We start from the raw sequence: 22,395 nt of genomic DNA, 5'->3' as shown, positions 1-22,395 counted from the left end.
CTTATCTTGGTGTATATAAAATACAGATTTTAAAAGGTATCCGCATCAGAATATTTTCTTGTGAATACGGTTTTTGAAAATTTATTCCTCTATAAATTATTTTAAAAATCATCAAGAAATTCACAAAAAGAATTTCCAGAATAGGGGATGGTACTAGGGCAAAAACGCTTCATTTCCTATCACTTCTTTTCAATCTTTTAAGTATTTTTTTTCTAAATCTATGCCTTGAATAGATCAAATAGGCTCGGTGAGAAAACGACTAACTAAGATTTATGGGATTGCTGCATAATTCTATTCGAGAAATTCTTTAAAATATGGCAGAATATGGGGTTTTAAAGTTTTTAGAGGATTGGCGATATGCGCTTTGTTGATGAAGCAGTCATTACCGTAGAGGCTGGCGACGGTGGCAATGGCGTAGCCAGTTTTCGCCGTGAAAAATTCGTGCCATTTGGTGGTCCAGATGGTGGTGATGGTGGTCGTGGCGGCAGCATTTATATTCAGGCTGACGACGACACCAGTACGCTAGTTGATTATCGTTATACACGTAAATATCGTGCAGAACGAGCAAAAAATGGCCGTGGGGCGAACTGTGCTGGTCGTGGCGGTGAAGATACCGTATTAAAAGTTCCGGTAGGAACAACAATTGTAGATGTAGAGTCTGGTGACATTATTGGCGACTTGATCGAAGACGGTCAACGCGTGAAAGTTGCAGCAGGCGGTGATGGTGGTTTAGGTAATACCCACTTTAAATCATCGACCAACCGTTCACCACGTAAGTGTACGCATGGTCAAAAAGGCGAATTCCGTGAAATCCGTCTAGAGCTTAAAGTTCTGGCAGATGTCGGCTTGCTGGGTATGCCAAATGCGGGTAAATCCACCTTCATTCGTGCTGTATCAGCGGCAAAACCAAAAGTTGCAGATTATCCATTTACCACCATGGTGCCAAACCTGGGTGTGGTCGATGCCGATAGTCACCGTTCATTCGTGATGGCAGATATTCCAGGTCTGATCGAAGGCGCATCTGAAGGTGCAGGTCTTGGGATTCGCTTCCTGAAGCACTTGGCGCGTACCCGTATCTTGTTACACATCGTTGACGTACAGCCGATTGATGGCTCAGATCCGGCACATAATGCTAAAGCAATTATGAAAGAGTTAGAAAATTTCTCCCCAACGCTTTCAAAACTGCCGATCGTATTGGTGCTGAACAAAGTCGATCAGTTGGCTGAAGAAACACGTGAAGAATGGTGCACCCATATTCTTGAAGAATTGCAGTGGGAAGGCCCAGTTTTTGAGACTTCTGGCTTAACGGCTGAAGGCACCAAAGACGTAGTTTACTACCTGATGGATCAGATCGAAGAGCAACGTGAACGCGAAGCTGAAGATCAAGAATATGCAGCAGAAATGAAAGCATTCCGTGATCAGCTTGAAGCTGAAACACGTGAACAAACCATCGCTGCAAAAGAAGCGTATCGTGAGATGCGTCGTCAGCAACGTCTTGCCGGTATTCTGGGTGATGACGAAGATGATGAAGATGGCGATGATGATAGTGATGTGGAAGTGTACTACGTACGCTAATCTCTGAGAGAAGAGTCTGAGGACAAGATGATAGAAGTGGTAGATGGGCAACGTCAGCTCAAGGGTTGTAAACGAATCGTTGTTAAAATCGGATCATCTTTACTCACAGCAAACGGACAAGGTTTAGATTTAGATGCTATCTCGCATTGGGCGGGACAAATCGCAGATCTACACAATGCAGGACACGAGATTATTCTGGTGTCTTCCGGTGCTGTGGCTGAAGGTATGGTGCGAATGAAACTTGAGAATCGACCCACCGATCTACCCAGTCTTCAGGCTTGTGCTGCCATCGGTCAGATGGGCCTGATTCATACCTGGTCAAGCGTACTTGAGAAGCATCAGATTCGAACTGCGCAGGTACTATTGACTCATGATGATCTGGCAGACCGTCGCCGCTATCTCAATTCATGTGATGCTTTGCAGAACCTGATTGACTGGCGCGTGATTCCAGTGATTAATGAAAATGATACCGTTTCTACCGATGAAATCCGCTTTGGTGATAACGACACGCTGGCTGCCATGGTGGCAGGTCAGGTGCATGCAGATCTTCTGATTATCTTAACCGATCAGGAAGGTATGTTTGACTCAGATCCACGCTCGAATCCAGATGCCAAACTGTTCCATACGGTACGTGCGATGGATGAGAGCCTGTTTGATATGGCCGGTGGTGGTGGTAAATTTGGTCGCGGCGGCATGCTGACCAAAGTTCGTGCTGCACGACTGGCGGCAAAGTCCGGTTGTCCGACCTTAATTGCAAGCGGTGATAGTGATGCTGTGCTATCTCGTCTGATGTCTGGTGAATTGTTAGGAACCTTGTTTGTGACTGACAAAGATCGGATGACCGCGCATCAGCAATGGTTGGCAGCACACCTGCAAACGGCAGGTCGTTTGGTAATTGATGATGGTGCAGTAAAAGCCATTAAGGACAATCATCGCAGCTTGTTGCCTGTAGGAGTGAAAGCGGTTGAGGGTCATTTTGAACGCGGTGATGTGGTGGAATGTGTTGATACACAAGGTCACCGGATTGCTGTCGGTCGTGTCAACTTTAGTTCGCGTTCGGCCGATATTGTCCGTGGTCTGGCATCAGATAAAGTGCATCAGGTTTTGGGTGAAGCTCGTTCTTTAGAGATGATTCATCGCAATCATATGGCGATTTATTAAGTCATTCAGATTCAGATTTAAAGATTCAAAAAATCCCGCTTTCGAGCGGGTTTTTTTATGACATTTTAATTAGATTTATTTAATCCAGCCCATTCGAATTAAAGGCGAAAATAACCAATAATGAATACCCAAAATAAAGTTTATGATTTGACTCTCATATTTCCACCACAGCGGCAAGCCAGCTAAATTTACTATTATTGCCATCAGGAATGCACCCAGCATATCAATTGGAAAATGCACACCGACATAAACACGCGACCACGCTACCAGCCAAGCGGTCCAGATTAGAATTCGTCCCAAGTCTCGCTGCGGTGAAAAATAATAGGCGAAGGCAATCCCACTAAAAATACTCATATGGTTGCTGGGAAAAGAACCAGTCGGTGCATGTTCAATCAGGGTGCGACCAACATCCATCACAAACGGGCGTGGGGTACTAAGGATCGCAGACAACATCTCGCTGATCAACAAGGTAATAGCTGTAAAAATAAATGCCTTGATAATGCCAGTTTTCACTTCATAACTACCACGGAACCAGGCAATAGCAAAAATCAGCAAAAAGAGATAAACCAGGTCATGCGCAATCAGGGAGGCATAGTTGATCATCCAGATTGAGGCTTGGTCGGGGACATTTAAGATATGAAACAGGTAAAGATTCAGTTGGTCAAGGGGCATGAGCAGAGAGGACTGGAACAAATGTCCGTTACTCTAAACCGGTCAAACCTCAATTCCTACCTGAGTTTGTATGAATTTGTAGCCTCGCTTTTTAAAGAATATTCACAGGATAAAAAACCACCCAAAAGAGTGGTTCTTAAAAGTCCAAATAATATAATGAAGTCTTATTTAAACTGAATCGCCCCATTCGCGCTGACCGTCATTTGCGATTCACCCGCCGCAACTTCCTGCTCAGGAACCGCCATATCAGCCGATGCAGATTTCATCATGGCCATACGCGGTACTGGCTGTGGTGAATAATTGTTAGTATTCAGGTTTAAGTTCACCAGTTGATAACTCGGTTTGTTCCAGGTCTGGGTGAGTGCCTGTGCGCGTTGCTGGAAGTTTTTGGTGGCTTCAATCATCAGCTCGCTTTCAACTTTTTTACGCTTTTCGTCTGATACTTTAAAGTTAATCGACTGGGTCTGGAAGTGCTGTTGTAATTCGGCAATTAGTTGAGATGTCGCTTTAAAATCTTTCGATTCCAGACGAATTTGGGCACGACCACGCCATTCTTTCAATTTACGGTTGTCATTGTCATAAATAGGGTAAGTACTTTGTGCCCCAGTCTCGATTTTCACAGTTGGATATTTGCGTGCTGTGGCGATCGCCTGATTCATCAGCTGGTTAATTTGAGTGGCCAGTTCAGCTGGTTGTTTGTTGGATTTTTCAATATAAAGCACAGCATGCATTTCATCATTTGAGATTTCACGGCTGGCCTCTGCTGAAAGATTAACAACATTATAATTCAGAGATTCAGCAGGAGCTGCGAATGTGCCTGTGGCGAGGGTGCTGGCAAGGATCAAACTGGTAAGTGCTAAGAGACGCATGAAATTGTCCTGTTTTTCTTAAAATTGGCCATCTAAGCCGTTGTTAAAATATTAAATCTCAATTGTGATCTTTTTACGAAATATTTGTCGTAAGAGTGTTAAATTTTCTTTAATTTTATCTCATTATTTAATTTATATTTATTATTAATAATTAAATACTTAATGAATAATTTTAAGACTGATTACCTGAATGCCGCCTGCGCTACAAAAAAGCATAAAAGAACACGCTTTTCTTTCTGCTGTCACACTGTAAGATGATGATTTAGGGGATGGATTAGCATGATGTTTTTTTTCGATAAAGATTAGGACAAAATGTGACTGAAAGTTGTTTATTTTCCTGAAAAATTCGGTATCATCCGCCTCCTAGTTATTCGAATACAAAACTGCTAGCTAGAACCTTTATAAAGCGCCGAGTCAAAGGACCAAACGTCACCAGACTTATTTCTTTCACCCATATCAGAGATGGTAATTCGATATGAGCGTTACTTCTGTAAACCCTGCCACCAATTCCACAAACGAATACTACTTGACTCGCCAAAGTCAGATGGAATCGAATGTGCGTAGTTATCCACGTAAATTACCGTTAGCGATAGCGAAAGCACAAGGTTGCTGGGTTACCGATGTTGAAGGTACTGAGTACCTTGATTGTTTAGCTGGGGCAGGGACGTTGGCTTTAGGCCATAATCATCCTGCAGTCATTCAAAGTATCCAGGATACGATTGCAAGTGGTTTACCATTGCATACCCTGGATCTTACTACTCCTTTAAAAGATGCTTTTACTGAAGCACTTCTTTCTTATCTTCCAGGTGGCCAGGAAGAATACTGCTTGCAGTTCTGCGGTCCATCTGGTGCAGATGCAACTGAAGCCGCGATTAAACTAGCAAAAACCTTTACTGGTCGTAGCTCAGTGATTAGCTTCTCTGGCGGTTATCACGGTATGACTCACGGTGCATTGGCAATGACAGGTAACCTGTCTGCGAAAAATGCAGTGAACGGCTTGATGCCGGGTGTACAGTTCATGCCATACCCGCATGAATATCGTTGCCCATTGGGGCTTGGTGGTGAAGCCGGTGTTGATGCCCTGACTTACTACTTTGAAAACTTCATTGAAGATGTAGAAAGCGGTGTGACCAAACCTGCAGCTGTAATTCTTGAAGCGATTCAAGGTGAAGGCGGTGTGGTAACGGCGCCAGTAAAATGGTTGCAAAAAATCCGTGAAGTGACTGAAAAACACAACATCGTATTGATTCTTGATGAAGTTCAGGCTGGTTTTGCACGTTCAGGCAAAATGTTTGCATTCGAACACGCAGGTATCGAACCTGATGTTGTAGTGATGTCTAAAGCCGTAGGTGGTAGCTTACCGCTTGCCGTACTTGGTATTAAACGTAAGTTTGATGCTTGGCAGCCAGCAGGTCATACCGGTACTTTCCGTGGTAACCAATTGGCGATGGGTACAGGTCTTGCAACGATCAATACCATTAAAGAACAGAACCTGGCTCAAAATGCACAAGAGCGTGGTGATTTCCTGCAAGCTGAACTTAAAAAACTGGCTACTGAATTCCCGTGTATCGGTAACGTGCGTGGCCGTGGTCTGATGATCGGCGTTGAAATCGTAGATGAGCGCAAAGATGCGGATCATATGGGTTCTTTACCTGCTGATGGTCAGTTGGCTGCAGCGATCCAAACCGCTTGTTTCAACAATAAATTATTGCTTGAGAAAGGTGGTCGTAACGGTACAGTGATTCGTTTACTTTGCCCGTTGATCATTACTCAAGACGAATGTGTTGAAGTGATTGCTCGTTTCAAAAAATCGGTTGCTGAAGCATTAGTTGCAGTTCGAGGCGCATAATTCATGGTAGATTTCGCAGAACATCGTAAAGCGTTACTCTGCAATGATGCTGCATCCATTGCTGACTATCAGGCTGGCATGGACCAAGCGACCAAAGCGGTTGCGGCATGGTTGCAAAACGACAAAATGTACACTGGCGGCAGCATTAACGAGCTACGCAGTGCGATTGCATTTAATCCTTCAAAAGAAGGTTTGGGTGTAGAAAAATCTCTTGAGCGTATGGTTGAGCTATTCCTCAACAAGAGCTTAAAAGTACATCATCCACATTCACTTGCGCATCTTCACTGTCCAACAATGGTGACCAGTCAGATCGCGGAAGTGCTGATTAACGCAACCAACCAGTCAATGGACTCATGGGATCAAAGCCCGGCCGGTTCGTTGATGGAAGTTCAGCTGATTGACTGGTTACGTCAAAAAGTCGGCTATGGTGCGGGTCAGGCCGGTGTGTTCACTTCTGGTGGTACGCAGTCTAACTTGATGGGCGTATTGCTTGCGCGTGATGCTTGCATCGCGAAAAACTGGAAAGACGAAAATGGTAATCCGTGGTCGGTTCAGCGCGATGGTATTCCTGCAGATGCGATGCGTAATGTCAAAGTCATCTGTTCTGAAAATGCACATTTCTCTGTGCAAAAGAACATGGCGATGATGGGCATGGGCTTCCAGTCAGTGGTCACTGTTCCTGTGAATGAAAATGCACAGATGGACGTAGATGCACTGGAAAAAACCATGGCGCATCTTCAGTCTGAAGGCAAGATCGTGGCATGTGTGGTGGCAACAGCGGGTACAACGGATGCTGGTGCGATTGATCCATTGAAAGCAATTCGTGAAATCACCAATAAATATGGCGCGTGGATGCACATCGATGCGGCATGGGGTGGTGCACTGATTCTATCCAATGACTATCGTTCTATGCTGGACGGGATTGAGCTGTCGGATTCGATCACGCTTGATTTCCATAAGCATTATTTCCAAACCATTTCTTGTGGCGCGTTCCTGCTGAAAGATGAAGCGAATTACCGTTTCATGCATTATGAAGCAGAGTATCTGAACTCCGCTTATGATGAAGAGCATGGCGTTCCTAACCTGGTATCGAAGTCACTACAAACGACGCGTCGTTTTGATGCATTGAAATTGTGGATGACTGTAGAAGCATTAGGTGAAGAGCTTTATGGTTCGATGATCGATCATGGTGTAGGCTTAACACGTGATGTGGCAGACTACATTAAAGCAACTGACGGTTTAGAGCTTCTACTTGAGCCTCAATTTGCCTCTGTACTGTTCCGTGTGGTTCCAGCGGGCTATCCGGTTGAATTACTCGATACGCTTAACCAAAACGTAGCAGACGAACTGTTTGCACGTGGTGAAGCGAACATTGGTGTAACGAAAGTTGGTCAGGTTCAGTCTCTGAAAATGACCACTTTAAGCCCAGTTGCAACACTTGATAACGTGAAGAACTTGCTGGCGCTAGTGCTTGCAGAAGCGGATCGTATCAAAGATTCAATCGCTGACGGTACTTATACGCCACCCATTGCATAAGTGATGGTGGTGTGAAAAAAAGGAGATCGAAATGATCTCCTTTTTTGTGCGCTTAAAAATAAAAAAAGGTCCTTTCCCAGATCGAAACTCCTCACAAAAACACGGAAGGTCTGAATCCCGTTTAGCCTGTTATTTATTTGTCATAGGCTTATGTAAAACTGGGGAGCAGGATTTATCCTGAGTTCAGGTTTATAAAAATTGTTACATGTCATTGGTCTAAAATTTTTTATTGAAGTGAATGACATAAAGAACTTAATCATTGAAATCCATAAAAATTTAATCAAGAAAAAGCCGCTAGATTAAAAATCACTAAATCGTAATAAAGCTGTAACTTATCTGTCATATTCTAAAATCAAAATGCAGGTATCGAAAGAAGTACAAAACTGAATAAAAAGTGGTGTACTCCAAATTTGCATAAATGAGAGAGATACTAGAATGCGCTTTACAAATATAGCTTTAGCATTAGCAGTAACCGGGGCAACTGCTGTAACGACTGCACACGCAGCACGTGACACCATTCAAATTGCAGGTTCTTCAACTGTACTTCCATATGCCAGTATCGTGGCAGAAGAATTCGGTAATACTTTTCCACAGTTTAAAACACCAGTTGTCGGTTCTGGCGGTTCTTCAGGTGGTTTAAAGCAGTTCTGTAATGGCGTGGGTGATAACACGATTGATATCGCAAACTCTTCTCGTCAAATCAAGAGTACAGAGCTGGCAGAATGTAAAAAGAATGGCGTTAACCAAGTCCTAGAAATCAAAATTGGTTATGACGGTATTGTGTTTGCATCGAATGCAAACAAAGCGGCTTATAAACTGCGTCCACAACATGTCTTCGCTGCACTTGCTGCACAACTTCCATCAAATGGAAAAATGGTCGCTAACCCGTACACGCGTTGGAACCAAATTGACAAAGCACTTCCGAATGAACCTATCACCCTGGTAATTCCTGCGTCGAATCATGGTACGCGCGAAGTCTTCCAGGAGAAAATGGTGGATGCAGGTTGTGAAACGTATGCTGCAATTAAGTCTCTAGACAAAGATGCTAAGAAAAAAGCTTGTACAACATTCCGTAAAGATGGCCGTGTGGTTGAGATTGCCGGTGACTATACCGAAACATTGGCACGTTTAAAAACTTCTCCAAGTGCGGTAGGTGTGTTTGGCCTAGGTTTCTATGACCAGAACCGTGACCGTCTACGTGTTGCTACGGTGAACAATGTAGCGCCTTCTGAAAAGACCATCTTGAATGGTGCTTATCCGGTATCACGTCCATTGTTCTTCTATGTGAAAGGCGAGCACTTGAAATCGATCAAAGGCTTACCGCAGTTCACAGAATACTTCCTGAACAAGAAAGTATCTGGCAAAGGCTCTAAGCTGGAAAAAGCAGGTCTGATTTCAATGTCTGATAAAGAACGTGCGGCAGTCCTGGCAAATTTCAAGGCTGGTAAAGCGGTTGTTGTGAAGTAATAAATGATTTTGAAAACGCTGGTGGTAGGGTCAACCTACCATCGGCTTTTTGCGATAAACAAGTTTTTTCAAACCATGAAAATTGAAAAAACAGTGGAGAATACATGAATCTGCTACTTATAGGTGTGTTATTGGCCATCATGGCCATAGCCTATCAAATCGGATTAAGTAAAAGCCGTAGCTTAGCAGGTAAGGGAAGCAATTCTGCAAACTTACACTCGCGTCCCGGATATTATGGTGCCCTGGTTGCACTATGGTGTGGTATCCCTGCGTTTTTAATTTTGATTGTTTGGAACATGGTGGAACCCACTTTTCTGGAGCAGGTGGTACTCAACCATTTGCCAGAAAATGTTTCTGCTAGTCTGGATCCGGCAAGTCTGAGTGTTGTGATTGATCGCGTTCAGGCACTTGCCTCAGGTTTCGGGGTCAGTGATACACCTGCAGCCTATGAAGTTGCAGCAGCAGAACAGTTGGCTAAATTCTCGACCATTGGTACCTTTGCCAAATTGGCAGTCGTGATTTCGGCTGCGCTGGCCGGTCTGGTCTGGGCCAAGAAACATATTAGCCAGGAATTCCGTGCACGTAACCAAGTCGAAAAAATGATTAATATCGGCCTGGCATTGTGTTCAGGTGTGGCGATTCTGACCACTCTCGGGATTGTGATGTCGATGTTTGGCGAGGCAATGCGTTTCTTCAGCTTCGTCAGCCCACTGGATTTCTTCTTTGGTACTCAATGGAACCCGGGATTTAGTACCTCTGGCAGTGCTGAAGGCAGTTATGGTTTATTGCCACTGTTATGGGGCACGCTCATGGTCAGCGGGATCGCACTTTTAGTTGCAGTTCCGGTTGGCCTGATGATTGCGATCTATCTGGCAGAATACGCTTCACCGCGATTCCGCTCTTGGGCAAAACCTACAATTGAAGTGTTGGCGGGTATTCCTACGATTGTCTATGGTGTCTTTGCCTTGATGATCATCGGTCCATTCCTGAAAAGCATGGGTGCCCTGGTCGGACTCGAAATTAATGCGACCAGTGCGCTGACTGCCGGTCTGGTGATGGGCATCATGATCATTCCATTTGTATCTTCTCTGTCAGACGACATCATCACTCAGGTGCCGCGTGCCTTACGTGATGGTTCTTTGGGCTTGGGCGCGACCAAATCTGAAACGATCCGTCAGGTGGTTTTACCCGCGGCTCTACCGGGTATTATCGGTGCGTTCCTGTTGGCGGCGTCACGTGCAATTGGTGAAACCATGATCGTGGTTCTTGCAGCCGGGAACAGCCCGCAGTTGCATGCCAATCCGCTTGAAGCAGTATCCACGGTCACGATTACCATCGTGAATCAGCTAACTGGCGATACTGATTTTGCTAGTCCACAAGCACTGGTGGCCTTTGCACTAGGACTGACGCTATTCGTCATTACCTTAGGTTTGAACATTGTTGCACTGATCATCGTGCGTAAATATCGTGAGCAATACGACTAATGAGTACTTCAAATACAACGCCTGTGGATCAGCGTATTGATCCATCCATCGCCGCCGAGCTGCGTGAAAAGCGTAAGAAGACCATTCAAAGCTCTTTGGCACGACGTCATCGTAAAGAAAAAACCTTTCGTTTATTTGGTTTCTCTGCGGTACTGGCAGGTCTGTTCTTTGTGGTATTGCTGTTCGGGAGTATTTTATCCAAAGGTTTGCCTGCATTCTGGCAAAGCAGCATGAGTTTGCCGATTCATTTCGATCCAGCCATTGTGGATATTGGTCCAAAACCGAAGCCAGCTGCAGGAGAATCTCCAGCGCAGTTTGAAGATCGCTTTATCGCGTGGCAGACCGAAGTCGGAATGGTGGATTGGGATGCGCTGATTATCAATGGCATGATTGCCAAAGACAGCAAGCTGGAAAGCCAGCGTGATGAACTGGGTTCTTTATATACCAGTTCTGAGGCGTACCGCTTGCGAGACATGGTCATGAATGATCCAAGTCTGGTCGGTCAAAGCAAGGAAGTGAAAATTCTAGCGGATGCCAATGTCGATGTCTGGCTGGCAGGAAATATTGACCGTGATCTTCCAGATGAACAGCAGCAGCTCAGTCCTGAAGTACGTCAGGTGGCGGACGAGATGAAAGCCTCTGGTGTGATTGAAAATAGTTTCAATACCAATATTTTCACCAGTCCTGACTCGCGCAGCTCACCAGCAACTTCTGGCTTAGCAGGTGCCTTCATGGGCTCGCTGTTCATGATGATGATTGTGATCTTTATCTCGATTCCAATCGGGGTGGCCTCTGCGATCTATCTGGAAGAGTTTGCACCGAAAAACTGGATTACCGATGTGGTCGAAGTCAATATCAACAACCTGGCAGCCGTTCCCTCAATTGTCTTCGGTCTATTGGGTGCAGCGATCTTCATTGGCTGGATGCATTTGCCACTGTCAGCACCATTGGTGGGTGGTCTGGTGCTGAGTCTGATGACCTTACCGACTGTGATCATCACCACACGCGCATCACTTAAAGCGGTTCCACCTTCGATTCGTCAGGCAGCTTTAGGACTCGGTGCTTCCCGCATCCAGACAGTATTTCATCACGTCTTGCCTTTGGCTTTACCGGGTATTTTGACAGGCGCAATTATCGGGGTTGCACAAGCTTTAGGTGAAACCGCACCATTGTTATTAATCGGGATGAGTGCTTTTGTTGCCAGCGTTCCAGCCACTCCATTTGATCAGTCAACGGCTTTACCGGTGCAGATTTTCTTATGGCAAGGCAATGAATTGCGTAACTTCTTTGAAGGGCGTACTGCAGCAGCAATTATTGTACTTCTGGCCATGATGATCAGCTTAAACAGTCTGGCCATCTGGTTACGTAAGAAATTTGAAGTCCGTTGGTAATAGGGGCAGAATCATGAACACAACTGTTATTCAAAATTCCTTAAAAAAGGATCAAATCGTGAATCCACAACAGACACAATTCACCTCGGATGAGGCAACTCAAAAGCCAGCAACTCCGTTTGTTTCCCAGTTCGATACGCAAAGCAGCAAAAAAGATGCGAAGTCGACGAATGTGAAACTTAGTACTTCTGATGTGCATGTGTACTATGGTGAAGCGGAAGCGATTAAAGGCATTGACCTGAACATTTATGAAAATGAAGTGATTGCTTTTATTGGGCCATCAGGCTGTGGTAAATCGACTTTTCTGCGTACCTTAAACCGCATGAACGATACCATTGATAGCTGCCGTGTAACCGGTAAAGTGATGTTGGATAACCAAGATATTTATGATCCAAATCTTGATGTGGTCTTGCTACGTGCACAGGTTGGTATGGTGTTCCAGAAGCCGAACCCATTTCCAAAATCAATCTTCGATAATGTCTCCTATGGCCCAAAACTGCATGGTTTGGCGCGTGACAAGTACGATCTTGAAGAAATTGTCGAAGGCAGCTTGCGCAAAGCCGGTCTGTGGGAAGAAGTGAAAGATCGTTTGAACCAGCCGGGAACAGGTTTGTCAGGTGGTCAGCAGCAACGTCTGTGTATCGCGCGTACGATTGCAGTCAGTCCAGAAGTCATTTTGATGGATGAACCGTGTTCGGCACTTGATCCCATTGCAACCGCCAAAGTGGAAGAGCTGATTTCTGAGCTATCTACGCAATATACCATCGCGATCGTAACTCACTCCATGCAACAGGCAGCACGTGTATCGGATCGTACTGCGTATTTCCATTTGGGGGATCTGATTGAAGTCAACTCGACCGAAAAAGTCTTTACCCAGCCAGATCATCAGTTGACTGAAGCCTATATTACCGGGCGTTTCGGTTAATCCCATATCTAGAATAAGAGCCGCAAGGCTCTTTTTTTATAGGTGAAATAGATGGTGATAATCGTAATAATTCTCGAAATAAAGTTGAAAAAAACCGAAATTGACCTAATCTAAAGGAATAAATCCGAATTAAATAGAGAATAGATTTTTTATGTTATTTCATACTCCGAAACTGTCCGCTGAAATCCGTATTAGTCATCTCAATGCGCGTATCAATGAACAACGAAAAAAAATAGCGCAAACTACTGGCTCTAAACTGGAACTTTTACAGTTATCACAACAACTGTCAAAAGAAGCGCGTGCGCGTAAGAAAACCAATCAAAAAATCTATGTACTCGATTTTAAAGGCGATATGGCGGCTTCTGCGGTAGAAGGCTTGCGTGAAGAAATTACCTTGATTCTGGCCACAGCCAAAGCCGGTCGTGACCGTGTTGTAGTGCGTCTGGAAAGTCCGGGCGGCATGGTTCATGGTTATGGACTTGCAGCAGCTCAACTGGTACGTTTACGCGAGGCAGGTTTTCATCTGACCATCTGTGTCGATAAAGTGGCCGCTAGTGGCGGTTATATGATGGCGTGTATCGCCAATGAAATTATTTCTGCACCATTCGCGATTGTCGGTTCAATTGGTGTGGTTGCTCAAGTCCCCAACTTTAACCGCCTGCTGAAAGACAATAAAATCGACTTTGAACTCTATACCGCAGGACAGTACAAACGTACCGTGACTATGTTTGGTGAAAATACCGAAGAGGGTAAGGCCAAGTTTGAAGAAGAATTACAGCAAACACATGCTTTATTCAAACATTTCGTTGAAAAGTATCGCCCACAGCTGAATATTGAAAAAGTGGCCACTGGTGAGCATTGGTATGGTCGGGATGCGCTAGATCTAAATCTGGTGGATAAACTGCAAACCTCAGATGAATACCTGCTCAACTTGTTGCCCCAACATGATATCTATTCCATCCAGACCCGCAAGAAACCAACTTTGGGTGAAAAACTGGGCCTGCAAGCAGCGCAAATTGCTGATTCACTGGTACCCACTGTCATGAATAAAGTCATGGAAAGCTTAAGTAAAGCCAATGCAAACTTGGTACAAATGCGTGATCCAAAACTTTAATTCAATTGATCTTGAATGAATTTTAAAGCTCACTTCGGTGGGCTTTTTTATTTTTTGAAATCATATTGTTGTGATATAAGTGGAGTACTCTGATTGAGTCTAGGCTCATATGCTCACGTTTATTTTGTTGCTTGGGTTTTTTAGTATCGTATTTATTCCGATGTTATGTATGCTTTATTCTGAAGCAAAATTAACTCAGGATAATTCTAAGAAGGTTTTGTTTTGGCTGAGTTTTCTACCCGGCGTTTGTATCTTTCTGCTGTATAGCTTTCTAAAGCCCAATGATCCACCTGTTATTCCATCGAAAGAATGTGGCGTTGTGCAGTTTTATCAGATGCATAAAGTTCGAGGTGGTAACGAATTTGAACGTGTGAGTATTCGCTTTGATGGCGCTCAATATAGTCGGCATTTATTCTTCGATAAGCATCTGGATAAAATCCCTCAAGGCCAAAAGGCCTGCTTTGAATATCTAGATAAGTTCAAATATCCACATTTGTCAGAATCTAAGTTTGTTCAATGGATTGAACCGAATGAAATGTAAACCATCACTGAAACTAATCAGATAAAATAAAGCATATTTTATTGTTAGAGCAGAAACATGGCTATAGCTGAAGCATTTCTTGCGACGCAAAATTGTTATTTTAATTATGAATTTGAAGAACTTTATTTAGAGGATGATTTTCCTGAGGAGTTATCTGTGTCACTGCGTGGCATAATGTTCCGTCATGAGATTCAATATCCTGATGCAACCTATTTCATTTATTACAGTGAGATGTTGACGGGGAATGAACTGCAAAAAATGAAGGATGATTGGATGCGATATTGCCCATATTCTTAATTGAAGAATATGAACGTAATTAAATGCGTCATCCAAAACTTTAATTCAGCTATTAGATTGTGATTTTAAAAGCTCACTTCGATGAGCTTTTTTGATTTTTCGGTATCAATTGCAGCCCGCCTGTTATCGCCGCGCCAATCGTAGCAAGCAAGATGTCTTTGTGCGCATCCCACATATCACCTTGTTGTCCATTATAGTTTTCAGCTTCCTCAGGAGATAAACCAATGGCAATCAGCCATTCCAGCCATTCATAGAGCATGCTGCTGGCCACCACAAACTGAATCACCAGCAGGAAAATGACCACAGGTTTTTGCTGCGGTAACCAGACCTGAAACAGGCGATGGAAAATTGGATAAAGTAATAATCCGTAGGCCAAATGGACAAATCGATCGAACATATTGCGTGACCAGTGCATGGCTTCATTCAGATTAAAGCCAAAAATCTGTTCGATCCACTGGTTATAGGGCACATAAGAATACAGATAGTGCGCAGCAATCACATGAACAATCAGAAAAAGAATATATAAATTAAAACTTAAAAAATTCAGCCCGATTTTATACAGGCAGATGAGCAGCATGATGATCATGAAAACTGTGCCTGCTTGATGCAAGAGATAAGCTTCCAGTTCTAAAGGACGAATACTGACAAGCAAACTCGCCAGAATTAAAATGCCCAGGCTCGCGTAATGTTTGGCAGAAAGTCGATGTTCAATCATGTCGTTATTATGAAATATCTTTTTTAGAATAAAACACATTATAAATAAAAAGGCGAAGCCTGAGCTTCGCCTTTTCGTCTTATTGCAAATTAGATTTTTGCAATCAGCGCAGCTACTTGTTTGGCCTGGTCAGCAGCATTACCTGTATATGATGCAGGTGTCATTTCCGCTAAACGCGCACGGTCAGCAGCAGGAACAGCTTCTAACTCGTTGCCGTTTACGAAATCAACCATCATGTCGCGAGTCATGGCTTGACCACGAGTCAGGGCTTTTAGTTTTTCGTATGGTTTTTCAACGTTGTAACGACGCATTACAGTTTGAATAGGCTCAGCCAATACTTCTTGCGCATTGTCTAAATCTTCATTGATACGCGCAGCATTCAACTCAAGTTTACCAATACCTTTAGAGCAAGCTTCAAAAGCAATTAAGCTTTGCGCAAAACCAACACCCATGTTACGAAGCACAGTAGAGTCAGTCAGGTCACGCTGCCAACGAGAAATTGGCAGTTTTTCACCAAGGTGTGCAAGTACAGCATTTGCAATACCCAAGTTGCCTTCAGAGTTTTCGAAGTCAATCGGGTTAACTTTGTGCGGCATGGTTGAAGAACCGACTTCGCCTTCTTTCAGTTTTTGCTTGAAGAAACCAAGAGAGATATAGCCCCAAACATCACGGTTAAAATCGATCAGAATAGTGTTGAAACGACGCAGCGCATCAAACAATTCAGCCATATAATCGTGTGGCTCGATTTGAGTGGTGTACGGGTTGAAGTCTAGACCCAGAGACTCTACAAATGCTCGTGAATGCGCAGGCCAGTTGATGTCTGGGTAAGCAGAGTAGTGCGCATTGTAGTTACCGACTGCACCATTGATTTTGCCCAGTAGCTCAACATTTTTAAACTGTTTGATTTGACGTGCAAGACGGTAAGCCACGTTTGCCATTTCTTTACCCAAAGTCGTCGGGCTTGCAGTTTGACCATGAGTACGAGACAACATTGGCTGGTCTGCATGCTTTTCAGAAAGCGCAACGATTGAATCAATGATTTGCTGCATAGATGCAACCAGTACATCACGACCGCTTTTCAGCATCAAGGCATGTGACAGGTTGTTAATATCTTCAGACGTACATGCAAAGTGAATGAATTCACCGGCATTTTTAAGTTCTTCGATACCAGCGATTTTTTCTTTCAGGAAATACTCAACCGCTTTAACGTCGTGGTTAGTGGTGCGTTCGATCTCTTTGATGCGATTGGCATCATCTTCAGAAAAATCGCTCACAATCGCATCAAGCGCTGCATTAGTTTCGCCTGAAAACGCCGGTACTTCAGTAATTTCCGGGTGGTTTGCAAGCGCTTGTAACCAACGTACTTCAACAGTCACACGAGCATGGATTAAACCAAACTCAGAAAGAAAAGGACGTAGAGCATCACATTTGCTCGCGTAACGTCCATCTAATGGAGAAAGTGCAGTTAAAGCGTTCATATCGATTCCTTAGATTTTGGAATTAAACGTAAAACGAAACACGTGCAGCATCAGTTAAACCACCTGAAACTGTAAACGCGCTAGATTCTGAATATCTTGTAGCAACTTGCGCTTGCCAAATACCATGCCCCAAGAGCTGCCACCGAGCTGACGCCACAAGTGCGCCATTTGCAAACCGGTAAATAAGGACGCACGAATACGGTTGGTGTGTCCGGCATCTTTAAAGGCTTCAGCATTACCACGTACCATAATGCGCGGGTTAATCTGTCCGGCCGTATCGACATAGGTTTGAGCGAGATTGGCAATGATGCTGGGGTGCAGGTAATTATTATCAAAGAAAGAAAGCTGTCTGAGAATTTTCTGTTGGGACTGTTCAATAATTTCAACAAATTTGGGATTGCTATAGACCTTCTTTTCTAACTGAAGAAGTGCCATTGCATAGCTCATGGGAAGTTTGGTGCTGGAAAGTTTTGGAATTCTGGATTTTGGAGAAGTATTGAAGGGTTGAATAATGCTGCTTTCTAATGTTTTTAAACCTAAGGAAATATCAGCCAGTTGATTAAAAAAGTCTAGGGTCTGGGCATTTTGATTACTGCCGGGACGGATATTAAGACTGGCTCTAATCAACTGTTCAAAATAAAAGTTACCACTTTCACCAATGCTTTGCTGACCTGTCAATGCTGTCATATGGGTCAGCTGGGTGGCCTGAAACACACCCGCTAATGCCAAAGCACGATTTTGACGAGTATTCAACGTTGTGGCTGGTTGAAATGGTAACTCCGTCATGCCGAATTCATCCTTTTATAAAATCAGGTTTAGGTGCATTGGTATGATGAATCACACCACCCCCTAAACAAACTTCACCTGAATAGAACACCACGCTTTGACCCGGGGTCACTGCACGTTGAGGTTCATCAAACTCAACACGAACACCATTCGGTGATTCTGAATCTTGATACACAGTACATGCTTGATCAGTCTGACGGTAACGGGTTTTGGCCGTACAGCGGAAGCCTGTTTCAGGAATATCCTGCTCACCTGCGACCCAGTCAATCGCTTCACTCCAAAGTGTAGTACTTTGCATGAGTGGGTGTTCATGGCCTTGACCGACCACCAGACGATTGCCTTCGATATCTTTATGCAATACGAACCAGGCACCTTCAGCAACGCCCTTCATACCGCCAATACCAATACCACCGCGTTGACCGAGCGTATAGTACATTAAGCCGTGATGATCACCAACCTCTTTACCGTCTTCCAGCACGATTTTTCCGGGTTGAGCGGGTAAATATTGCTTCAAGAAGTCATTAAAACGACGTTCACCAATGAAACAGATCCCGGTCGAGTCTTTTTTCTTGGCAGTAATCAGATCTAATTCTTCTGCAATTTTACGGACTTGTGGCTTTTCAATTTCACCAACAGGGAACAGGGTCTTATTAATTTCACGACCATGGACAGCATGCAGGAAATAAGTCTGGTCTTTGTTATTGTCCACACCACGCAATAAAGGTGCATATTCTTCACCACGTGAGTTGGTCATGGTTTCACCACGACGGCAGTAATGGCCTGTGGCAATAAAGTCTGCACCCAAGTTAATCGCGTGATCTAAGAAGGCACGGAATTTAATTTCTTTATTACATAAAATGTCTGGGTTTGGCGTACGGCCAGCCGCATATTCCGCCAGGAAATGCTCGAATACGCGATCCCAATATTCCATGGCAAAGTTTGCGGTATGCAGTTTAATCCCGATTTTGTCGCAAACGGCTTGTGCATCGGCAAGGTCATCCATCGCCGTGCAATATTCTGTGCCGTCATCTTCTTCCCAGTTTTTCATGAAAAGACCTTCAACCTGATAACCTTGTTGAAGTAAAAGGGCAGCAGAAACAGATGAATCTACACCACCTGACATACCGACGATGACACGTTGTTGCATAGGATTAGGCATCCAAATTTGAAATTAAGGGAGAATTTTGTTGCTCGTAAATGAGCGATAAAGGGTATTTTTGACCTGAAAGTGCATCTTGTACGGCTTTAATCACTAATGGACTACGTGCACGAGCAGATTCAATCAGTTCATCGAGCGTCATCCAGACCGCGCCGACAATATCTGTATCTAAAGTGGCATTGGGGTCATAGTCAATGGAATTGGCCAAGAAACAGAAACGGTAATAGGTACGATCCGGGAACATCGGTGGAGTATAGGTATATATACCTAATAAGTGTTTTACTTCCACCCTATGACCTGTTTCTTCCATGGTTTCACGAATTGCGGCTTCGATAATAGTTTCACCGCATTCAACATGACCTGCTGGCTGATTAAATACCGTGTGTGTCACACCTTCTGTATGTTCTTCTACAAACAGGAATTTTCCGTCTTTTTCAACAACAGTTGCGACGGTGACGTGAGCAGTCCAAGCGGTCATAAGGCAGCACCATGGAAAAGGATGCACTATTGTATAAAATTTTGCTGGCGGTGGCTATGTTGAGAGCAGGTTTCTTTAAGTGACTTAATGCATTAATGAACAATCAACCAATGATAATCATGGTATTTTGGGTTAATGAATTACAGAGAAAATAAATGCTGAAGTGATCATTTTAGAACTGGGAAAACGCACATAAAAATAGTATAGCGGGGCTGTTAATCTTTTTTTCAGGACTTGTAGAAATGCTGATGGGGATCAGGGGCTTGATTTCCAAAACAATTATTTAAAATAATTAAGTCTATAACTGAAAGTTGATATATCAGATAGTTATACCCTTTATAGTACGACGAAAAAGCCTAAATTAGCTAGATAAGTGAGGGTGTTTGTCTTAAAAGTATTCTGAATGATGCGTTCAAATATTTTTATAGAGTTATGTGTCTAGCCTATTGACTTCAAATAAGACAAGTTTGAAGATAAGAAGGTTGAGTAAATATCAATCAATTTTTAAAAAGAAGAAAAATAACCGAATATAATTAAAAAGTTAAGAGATATTATAAATCTTCTAGTATTGTCTAACTTTTTAACTGCATTCTGATTTAATGCAAAGTTTTCTTCATCATGTATCAAAAAATAAACTTATAAACCCAACATTAAAAAAATATTTTGAGCAGGTTGACATGATGACACCGCCAAATTCAAATATTGGTTTTCGATTAGATATTAATGGCCTGCGTGCCTATGCGGTATTAATGGTATTGTTTTTTCACTTCAAAATTCCAGGGTTTAATGCAGGTTTTTTGGGTGTAGACATATTTTTTGTCATTTCAGGGTTTCTGATGACAGCAATCATTTGTAGCAGCCTTGAAAAAAACAACTTCAAATTATTTGATTTTTATATGGCACGGATAAGACGGATTTTTCCTGCCCTGATGATACTTATTATTATTTTGCTGGTTTTAGGGTGGTTTTGGTTACCCTTACCTGACTATATGTTTTTGGGTACGCAATCGAGTAGCGCTCTGTCTTTTAACTCTAATCTTTATTACTGGCGTACTTCTAATTACTTTGATGGCACTGCTCATGAAAAGTGGTTATTACATACATGGACATTGGGTATTGAGTTTCAATTTTATCTACTCTTACCTATTTACTTGTTACTACTGACAAAAATTAAATCGGAACGCCGTACCTTATTATACGGATTGTGTTTTGCATTTCTGGTGTCTTTACTTTTAAGCATCGCGATATCTCATTCGAAACCCGTAGCTTCCTTTTATTTATTGCCTGTTCGAGGCTGGGAGTTCGTTTCTGGTGGATTGGTTTATTTAGCTGCGAAAGAATTTCCACAATTACAAAGATTTGCCAAGGTGTACTTTGTAGTGGGAGGTTTTTTATTGGTATTGGCCATGTTGGTCATTCATAAGGGGTTGGTTTGGCCTTCTGCTTGGGCGGCGTTACCAGTACTGGGTACAGCACTGGTTATATTGTCACAACAGGAAGACTCCATGTTAACCACGCACCCTGTTGCACAATGGTTGGGAGATCGTTCATATTCGATTTACTTGTGGCATTGGCCGGTTGTGGTTGGCTTGTATTTTGGTAGTGTGCAAGATGATTTAAACTGGATACTATTTGGTTTGGTGCTTAGTCTGATACTGGGGCATCTTTCCTATTTACTGGTTGAAATACCCTCACGCCAATTTTTAACGAAATTTCGTCTTTCCAGACAAGCTCTAGTCATCTTTAGTTTTGGTTTGCTTGCGAGTTTATCTGCAATCGCGATCAGTGCCAAACTACTTCCATTTGAAGAAATTCGATTACCTAAAATTGTAGAGATTGCTGCTGCAGAAACATGGGATATAGATCCTAGGCGTGAAGAGTGTAATGCCTCTCATGACAAAATAGGGTCGCCGAGTTGTGTGTACGGAAAAGAAAAAATTTTAGCAATTTTAATGGGGGATAGTCATGCATCAGCAATAGCAAGTTCTTTGGGTACAGCAGCCTCTCACTTTAACTCAGGTGTGATTTCCTGGTTTATGGATAGCTGTCCTACACTGGATGGCATTCGATATATAGATCATAAAGAGTACAGTGCGGATTCATGTGATCTTCTAAATCAATGGGCAAATGAAGAATTAAAAAAATATCCTAACATTCCGCTAGTTTTGGTCAGTCGTACTTCAGAATATGTCAAAGGTGTGAATGAGCCTGACCAATCGGAACGGTCTAAACTAGCACCAGTCTACTTCAGTAAAAAATATCTTTATAATGATGATAAGCAGTTTATAAAGGAATTTTCCCAAGTTTTAGTTGATACAGCATGTCGTTTGGCAAAAGACCGACCGGTTTATTTAATGCGACCAATACCAGAGTTCGGAATAGATATTCCCAAGACCATTTCGCATAAGCTGGTTATTCATGGTGCTGTGGAAGATATGAAGCTATCACTTTCTGAATATCATAAACGGCATAAAATTGTCTGGGATGCTCAGGATGAAGCAGCTCAGCGCTGTGGAGTAAAAATCTTGAATCCTCTGCCTTATTTATGTGATACAGAATATTGCTATGGTTCAAAAAATGCTCGTCCTTTGTATTATGATGATGACCATTTGAGTGAATATGGCAATAAATTTTTAGTCCCCATGTTTGAACAAGTATTTAAACATTAAGTTGAGTTGCTACAGGGTAGAGGATTTATTCAATGTTTGAATTTTCCCGGAATTTATCCTGTAAAAAGCATGAAAAGACGCTAATACTGGCCTTATATTAAAAGAGGCTGGTAAATTACTAGGGCGTGTCCTCATTTGAAGAATTGGTTTTAAATACTTAAAATCCTCCTTTGAGTTATTTTTATTTCTATATTTTCAATGGCACGTACTCTTCTTACCGATGATATCT

At 43.0% G+C, this 22,395-nt stretch carries 19 protein-coding genes; 12 read left to right on the top strand and 7 right to left on the bottom strand.

Features of this window, described 5'->3' with window-relative positions:
- The first annotated feature begins 357 nt into the window (after positions 1–357).
- Together cgtA and proB are read left to right on the top strand one after the other, a co-directional pair.
- Positions 358–1,575, top strand: a complete 1,218-nt coding sequence (gene cgtA / locus ACTL4S_RS02490) for an Obg family GTPase CgtA (RefSeq protein ID WP_004646519.1) — start codon at positions 358–360, stop codon at positions 1,573–1,575.
- Positions 1,576–1,602: 27 nt separating this feature from the next.
- Positions 1,603–2,736 (top strand): glutamate 5-kinase, encoded by a 1,134-nt coding sequence (gene proB / locus ACTL4S_RS02485; RefSeq protein ID WP_074383013.1) that lies wholly within the window; start codon positions 1,603–1,605, stop codon positions 2,734–2,736.
- A gap of 75 nt (positions 2,737–2,811) precedes the next feature.
- On the opposite strand, the gene ACTL4S_RS02480 is transcribed toward proB, so the two are convergent.
- Positions 2,812–3,408, bottom strand: coding sequence for a phosphatase PAP2 family protein (locus ACTL4S_RS02480; RefSeq protein WP_441298684.1), 597 nt, complete (start codon positions 3,406–3,408; stop codon positions 2,812–2,814).
- 164 nt (positions 3,409–3,572) lie between these two features.
- Positions 3,573–4,277 carry an SIMPL domain-containing protein gene (locus tag ACTL4S_RS02475; protein ID WP_422196493.1) on the bottom strand — a complete coding sequence of 235 codons (705 nt, stop codon included), beginning with the start codon at positions 4,275–4,277 and terminating at the stop codon, positions 3,573–3,575.
- Positions 4,278–4,752: 475 nt separating this feature from the next.
- Here ACTL4S_RS02475 and ACTL4S_RS02470 point away from each other — a divergent pair, with 475 nt between their 5' ends.
- The 9 genes from ACTL4S_RS02470 (at position 4,753) to ACTL4S_RS02430 (ending at position 14,881) form a co-directional block, all read left to right on the top strand.
- On the top strand, positions 4,753–6,126 hold the full coding sequence (locus ACTL4S_RS02470) for a diaminobutyrate--2-oxoglutarate transaminase (RefSeq protein ID WP_004279708.1): 1,374 nt from the start codon (positions 4,753–4,755) through the stop codon (positions 6,124–6,126).
- Positions 6,127–6,129: 3 nt separating this feature from the next.
- A complete protein-coding gene (locus ACTL4S_RS02465) occupies positions 6,130–7,662 on the top strand; it encodes a pyridoxal phosphate-dependent decarboxylase family protein (RefSeq protein WP_325754934.1) in 1,533 nt (510 codons plus the stop codon).
- 435 nt (positions 7,663–8,097) lie between these two features.
- A complete protein-coding gene (locus ACTL4S_RS02460; RefSeq protein ID WP_004279710.1) occupies positions 8,098–9,129 on the top strand; it encodes a substrate-binding domain-containing protein in 1,032 nt (343 codons plus the stop codon).
- Between the two features lie 104 nt (positions 9,130–9,233).
- Positions 9,234–10,613 carry a phosphate ABC transporter permease subunit PstC gene (gene pstC, locus ACTL4S_RS02455; protein WP_005107378.1) on the top strand — a complete coding sequence of 460 codons (1,380 nt, stop codon included), beginning with the start codon at positions 9,234–9,236 and terminating at the stop codon, positions 10,611–10,613.
- On the top strand, positions 10,613–12,004 hold the full coding sequence (pstA, locus tag ACTL4S_RS02450) for a phosphate ABC transporter permease PstA (RefSeq protein WP_004279713.1): 1,392 nt from the start codon (positions 10,613–10,615) through the stop codon (positions 12,002–12,004). Before pstC ends, pstA begins: the two co-directional genes overlap by 1 nt.
- Positions 12,005–12,017: 13 nt before the next feature.
- Positions 12,018–12,929 (top strand): phosphate ABC transporter ATP-binding protein PstB, encoded by a 912-nt coding sequence (gene pstB / locus ACTL4S_RS02445; protein WP_005246810.1) that lies wholly within the window; start codon positions 12,018–12,020, stop codon positions 12,927–12,929.
- Between the two features lie 151 nt (positions 12,930–13,080).
- On the top strand, positions 13,081–14,043 hold the full coding sequence (gene sohB, locus ACTL4S_RS02440) for a protease SohB (protein ID WP_004646527.1): 963 nt from the start codon (positions 13,081–13,083) through the stop codon (positions 14,041–14,043).
- 109 nt (positions 14,044–14,152) lie between these two features.
- Positions 14,153–14,584, top strand: coding sequence for a hypothetical protein (locus ACTL4S_RS02435; protein WP_004279718.1), 432 nt, complete (start codon positions 14,153–14,155; stop codon positions 14,582–14,584).
- Between the two features lie 57 nt (positions 14,585–14,641).
- Positions 14,642–14,881 (top strand): hypothetical protein, encoded by a 240-nt coding sequence (locus ACTL4S_RS02430; RefSeq protein WP_121980047.1) that lies wholly within the window; start codon positions 14,642–14,644, stop codon positions 14,879–14,881.
- A 73-nt stretch (positions 14,882–14,954) separates the two neighbouring features.
- Here the strand turns inward: ACTL4S_RS02430 and ACTL4S_RS02425 are convergent, their stop codons facing one another.
- The 5 genes from ACTL4S_RS02425 to ACTL4S_RS02405 all read right to left on the bottom strand — a co-directional run bounded on the left by ACTL4S_RS02425 (position 14,955) and on the right by ACTL4S_RS02405 (position 19,497).
- Entirely contained in the window at positions 14,955–15,596 is a 642-nt protein-coding gene (locus ACTL4S_RS02425) for a DUF2238 domain-containing protein (protein ID WP_441298683.1), read from the bottom strand.
- A gap of 89 nt (positions 15,597–15,685) precedes the next feature.
- Positions 15,686–17,074 (bottom strand): adenylosuccinate lyase, encoded by a 1,389-nt coding sequence (gene purB / locus ACTL4S_RS02420; RefSeq protein WP_219309718.1) that lies wholly within the window; start codon positions 17,072–17,074, stop codon positions 15,686–15,688.
- 54 nt (positions 17,075–17,128) lie between these two features.
- The gene (hflD, locus tag ACTL4S_RS02415) at positions 17,129–17,860 is read right to left on the bottom strand and encodes a high frequency lysogenization protein HflD (protein WP_005107369.1); all 732 of its coding nucleotides are present in this window, start codon (positions 17,858–17,860) and stop codon (positions 17,129–17,131) included.
- Between the two features lie 7 nt (positions 17,861–17,867).
- Positions 17,868–19,007: a tRNA 2-thiouridine(34) synthase MnmA gene (mnmA, locus tag ACTL4S_RS02410; protein WP_441298682.1), complete on the bottom strand. Its 1,140-nt coding sequence runs from the start codon at positions 19,005–19,007 to the stop codon at positions 17,868–17,870.
- Between the two features lie 4 nt (positions 19,008–19,011).
- Positions 19,012–19,497 (bottom strand): NUDIX hydrolase, encoded by a 486-nt coding sequence (locus ACTL4S_RS02405; RefSeq protein WP_441298681.1) that lies wholly within the window; start codon positions 19,495–19,497, stop codon positions 19,012–19,014.
- 599 nt (positions 19,498–20,096) lie between these two features.
- Between ACTL4S_RS02405 and ACTL4S_RS02400 the strand changes: the two genes are divergently transcribed.
- A complete protein-coding gene (locus ACTL4S_RS02400; RefSeq protein ID WP_253160956.1) occupies positions 20,097–22,166 on the top strand; it encodes an acyltransferase family protein in 2,070 nt (689 codons plus the stop codon).
- Positions 22,167–22,395: the final 229 nt, after the last annotated feature.

The organism is Acinetobacter lwoffii (assembly GCF_052078135.1).
In the GTDB taxonomy this organism is placed as follows: domain Bacteria; phylum Pseudomonadota; class Gammaproteobacteria; order Pseudomonadales; family Moraxellaceae; genus Acinetobacter; species Acinetobacter lwoffii_Z.
The sequence above is the reverse complement of the archived record's forward strand: the minus strand, read 5'-3'. Positions and strand labels throughout refer to the sequence as shown.

Coding starts and splice junctions, on each gene's coding strand:
- cgtA (WP_004646519.1), top strand. CDS start 358: ATGCGCTTTGTTGATGAAGCAGTCATTACCGTAGAGGCTGGCGACGGT.
- proB (WP_074383013.1), top strand. CDS start 1,603: ATGATAGAAGTGGTAGATGGGCAACGTCAGCTCAAGGGTTGTAAACGA.
- ACTL4S_RS02480 (WP_441298684.1), bottom strand. CDS start 3,408: ATGCCCCTTGACCAACTGAATCTTTACCTGTTTCATATCTTAAATGTC.
- ACTL4S_RS02475 (WP_422196493.1), bottom strand. CDS start 4,277: ATGCGTCTCTTAGCACTTACCAGTTTGATCCTTGCCAGCACCCTCGCC.
- ACTL4S_RS02470 (WP_004279708.1), top strand. CDS start 4,753: ATGAGCGTTACTTCTGTAAACCCTGCCACCAATTCCACAAACGAATAC.
- ACTL4S_RS02465 (WP_325754934.1), top strand. CDS start 6,130: ATGGTAGATTTCGCAGAACATCGTAAAGCGTTACTCTGCAATGATGCT.
- ACTL4S_RS02460 (WP_004279710.1), top strand. CDS start 8,098: ATGCGCTTTACAAATATAGCTTTAGCATTAGCAGTAACCGGGGCAACT.
- pstC (WP_005107378.1), top strand. CDS start 9,234: ATGAATCTGCTACTTATAGGTGTGTTATTGGCCATCATGGCCATAGCC.
- pstA (WP_004279713.1), top strand. CDS start 10,613: ATGAGTACTTCAAATACAACGCCTGTGGATCAGCGTATTGATCCATCC.
- pstB (WP_005246810.1), top strand. CDS start 12,018: ATGAACACAACTGTTATTCAAAATTCCTTAAAAAAGGATCAAATCGTG.
- sohB (WP_004646527.1), top strand. CDS start 13,081: ATGTTATTTCATACTCCGAAACTGTCCGCTGAAATCCGTATTAGTCAT.
- ACTL4S_RS02435 (WP_004279718.1), top strand. CDS start 14,153: ATGCTCACGTTTATTTTGTTGCTTGGGTTTTTTAGTATCGTATTTATT.
- ACTL4S_RS02430 (WP_121980047.1), top strand. CDS start 14,642: ATGGCTATAGCTGAAGCATTTCTTGCGACGCAAAATTGTTATTTTAAT.
- ACTL4S_RS02425 (WP_441298683.1), bottom strand. CDS start 15,596: ATGATTGAACATCGACTTTCTGCCAAACATTACGCGAGCCTGGGCATT.
- purB (WP_219309718.1), bottom strand. CDS start 17,074: ATGAACGCTTTAACTGCACTTTCTCCATTAGATGGACGTTACGCGAGC.
- hflD (WP_005107369.1), bottom strand. CDS start 17,860: ATGACGGAGTTACCATTTCAACCAGCCACAACGTTGAATACTCGTCAA.
- mnmA (WP_441298682.1), bottom strand. CDS start 19,007: ATGCAACAACGTGTCATCGTCGGTATGTCAGGTGGTGTAGATTCATCT.
- ACTL4S_RS02405 (WP_441298681.1), bottom strand. CDS start 19,497: ATGACCGCTTGGACTGCTCACGTCACCGTCGCAACTGTTGTTGAAAAA.
- ACTL4S_RS02400 (WP_253160956.1), top strand. CDS start 20,097: ATGCAAAGTTTTCTTCATCATGTATCAAAAAATAAACTTATAAACCCA.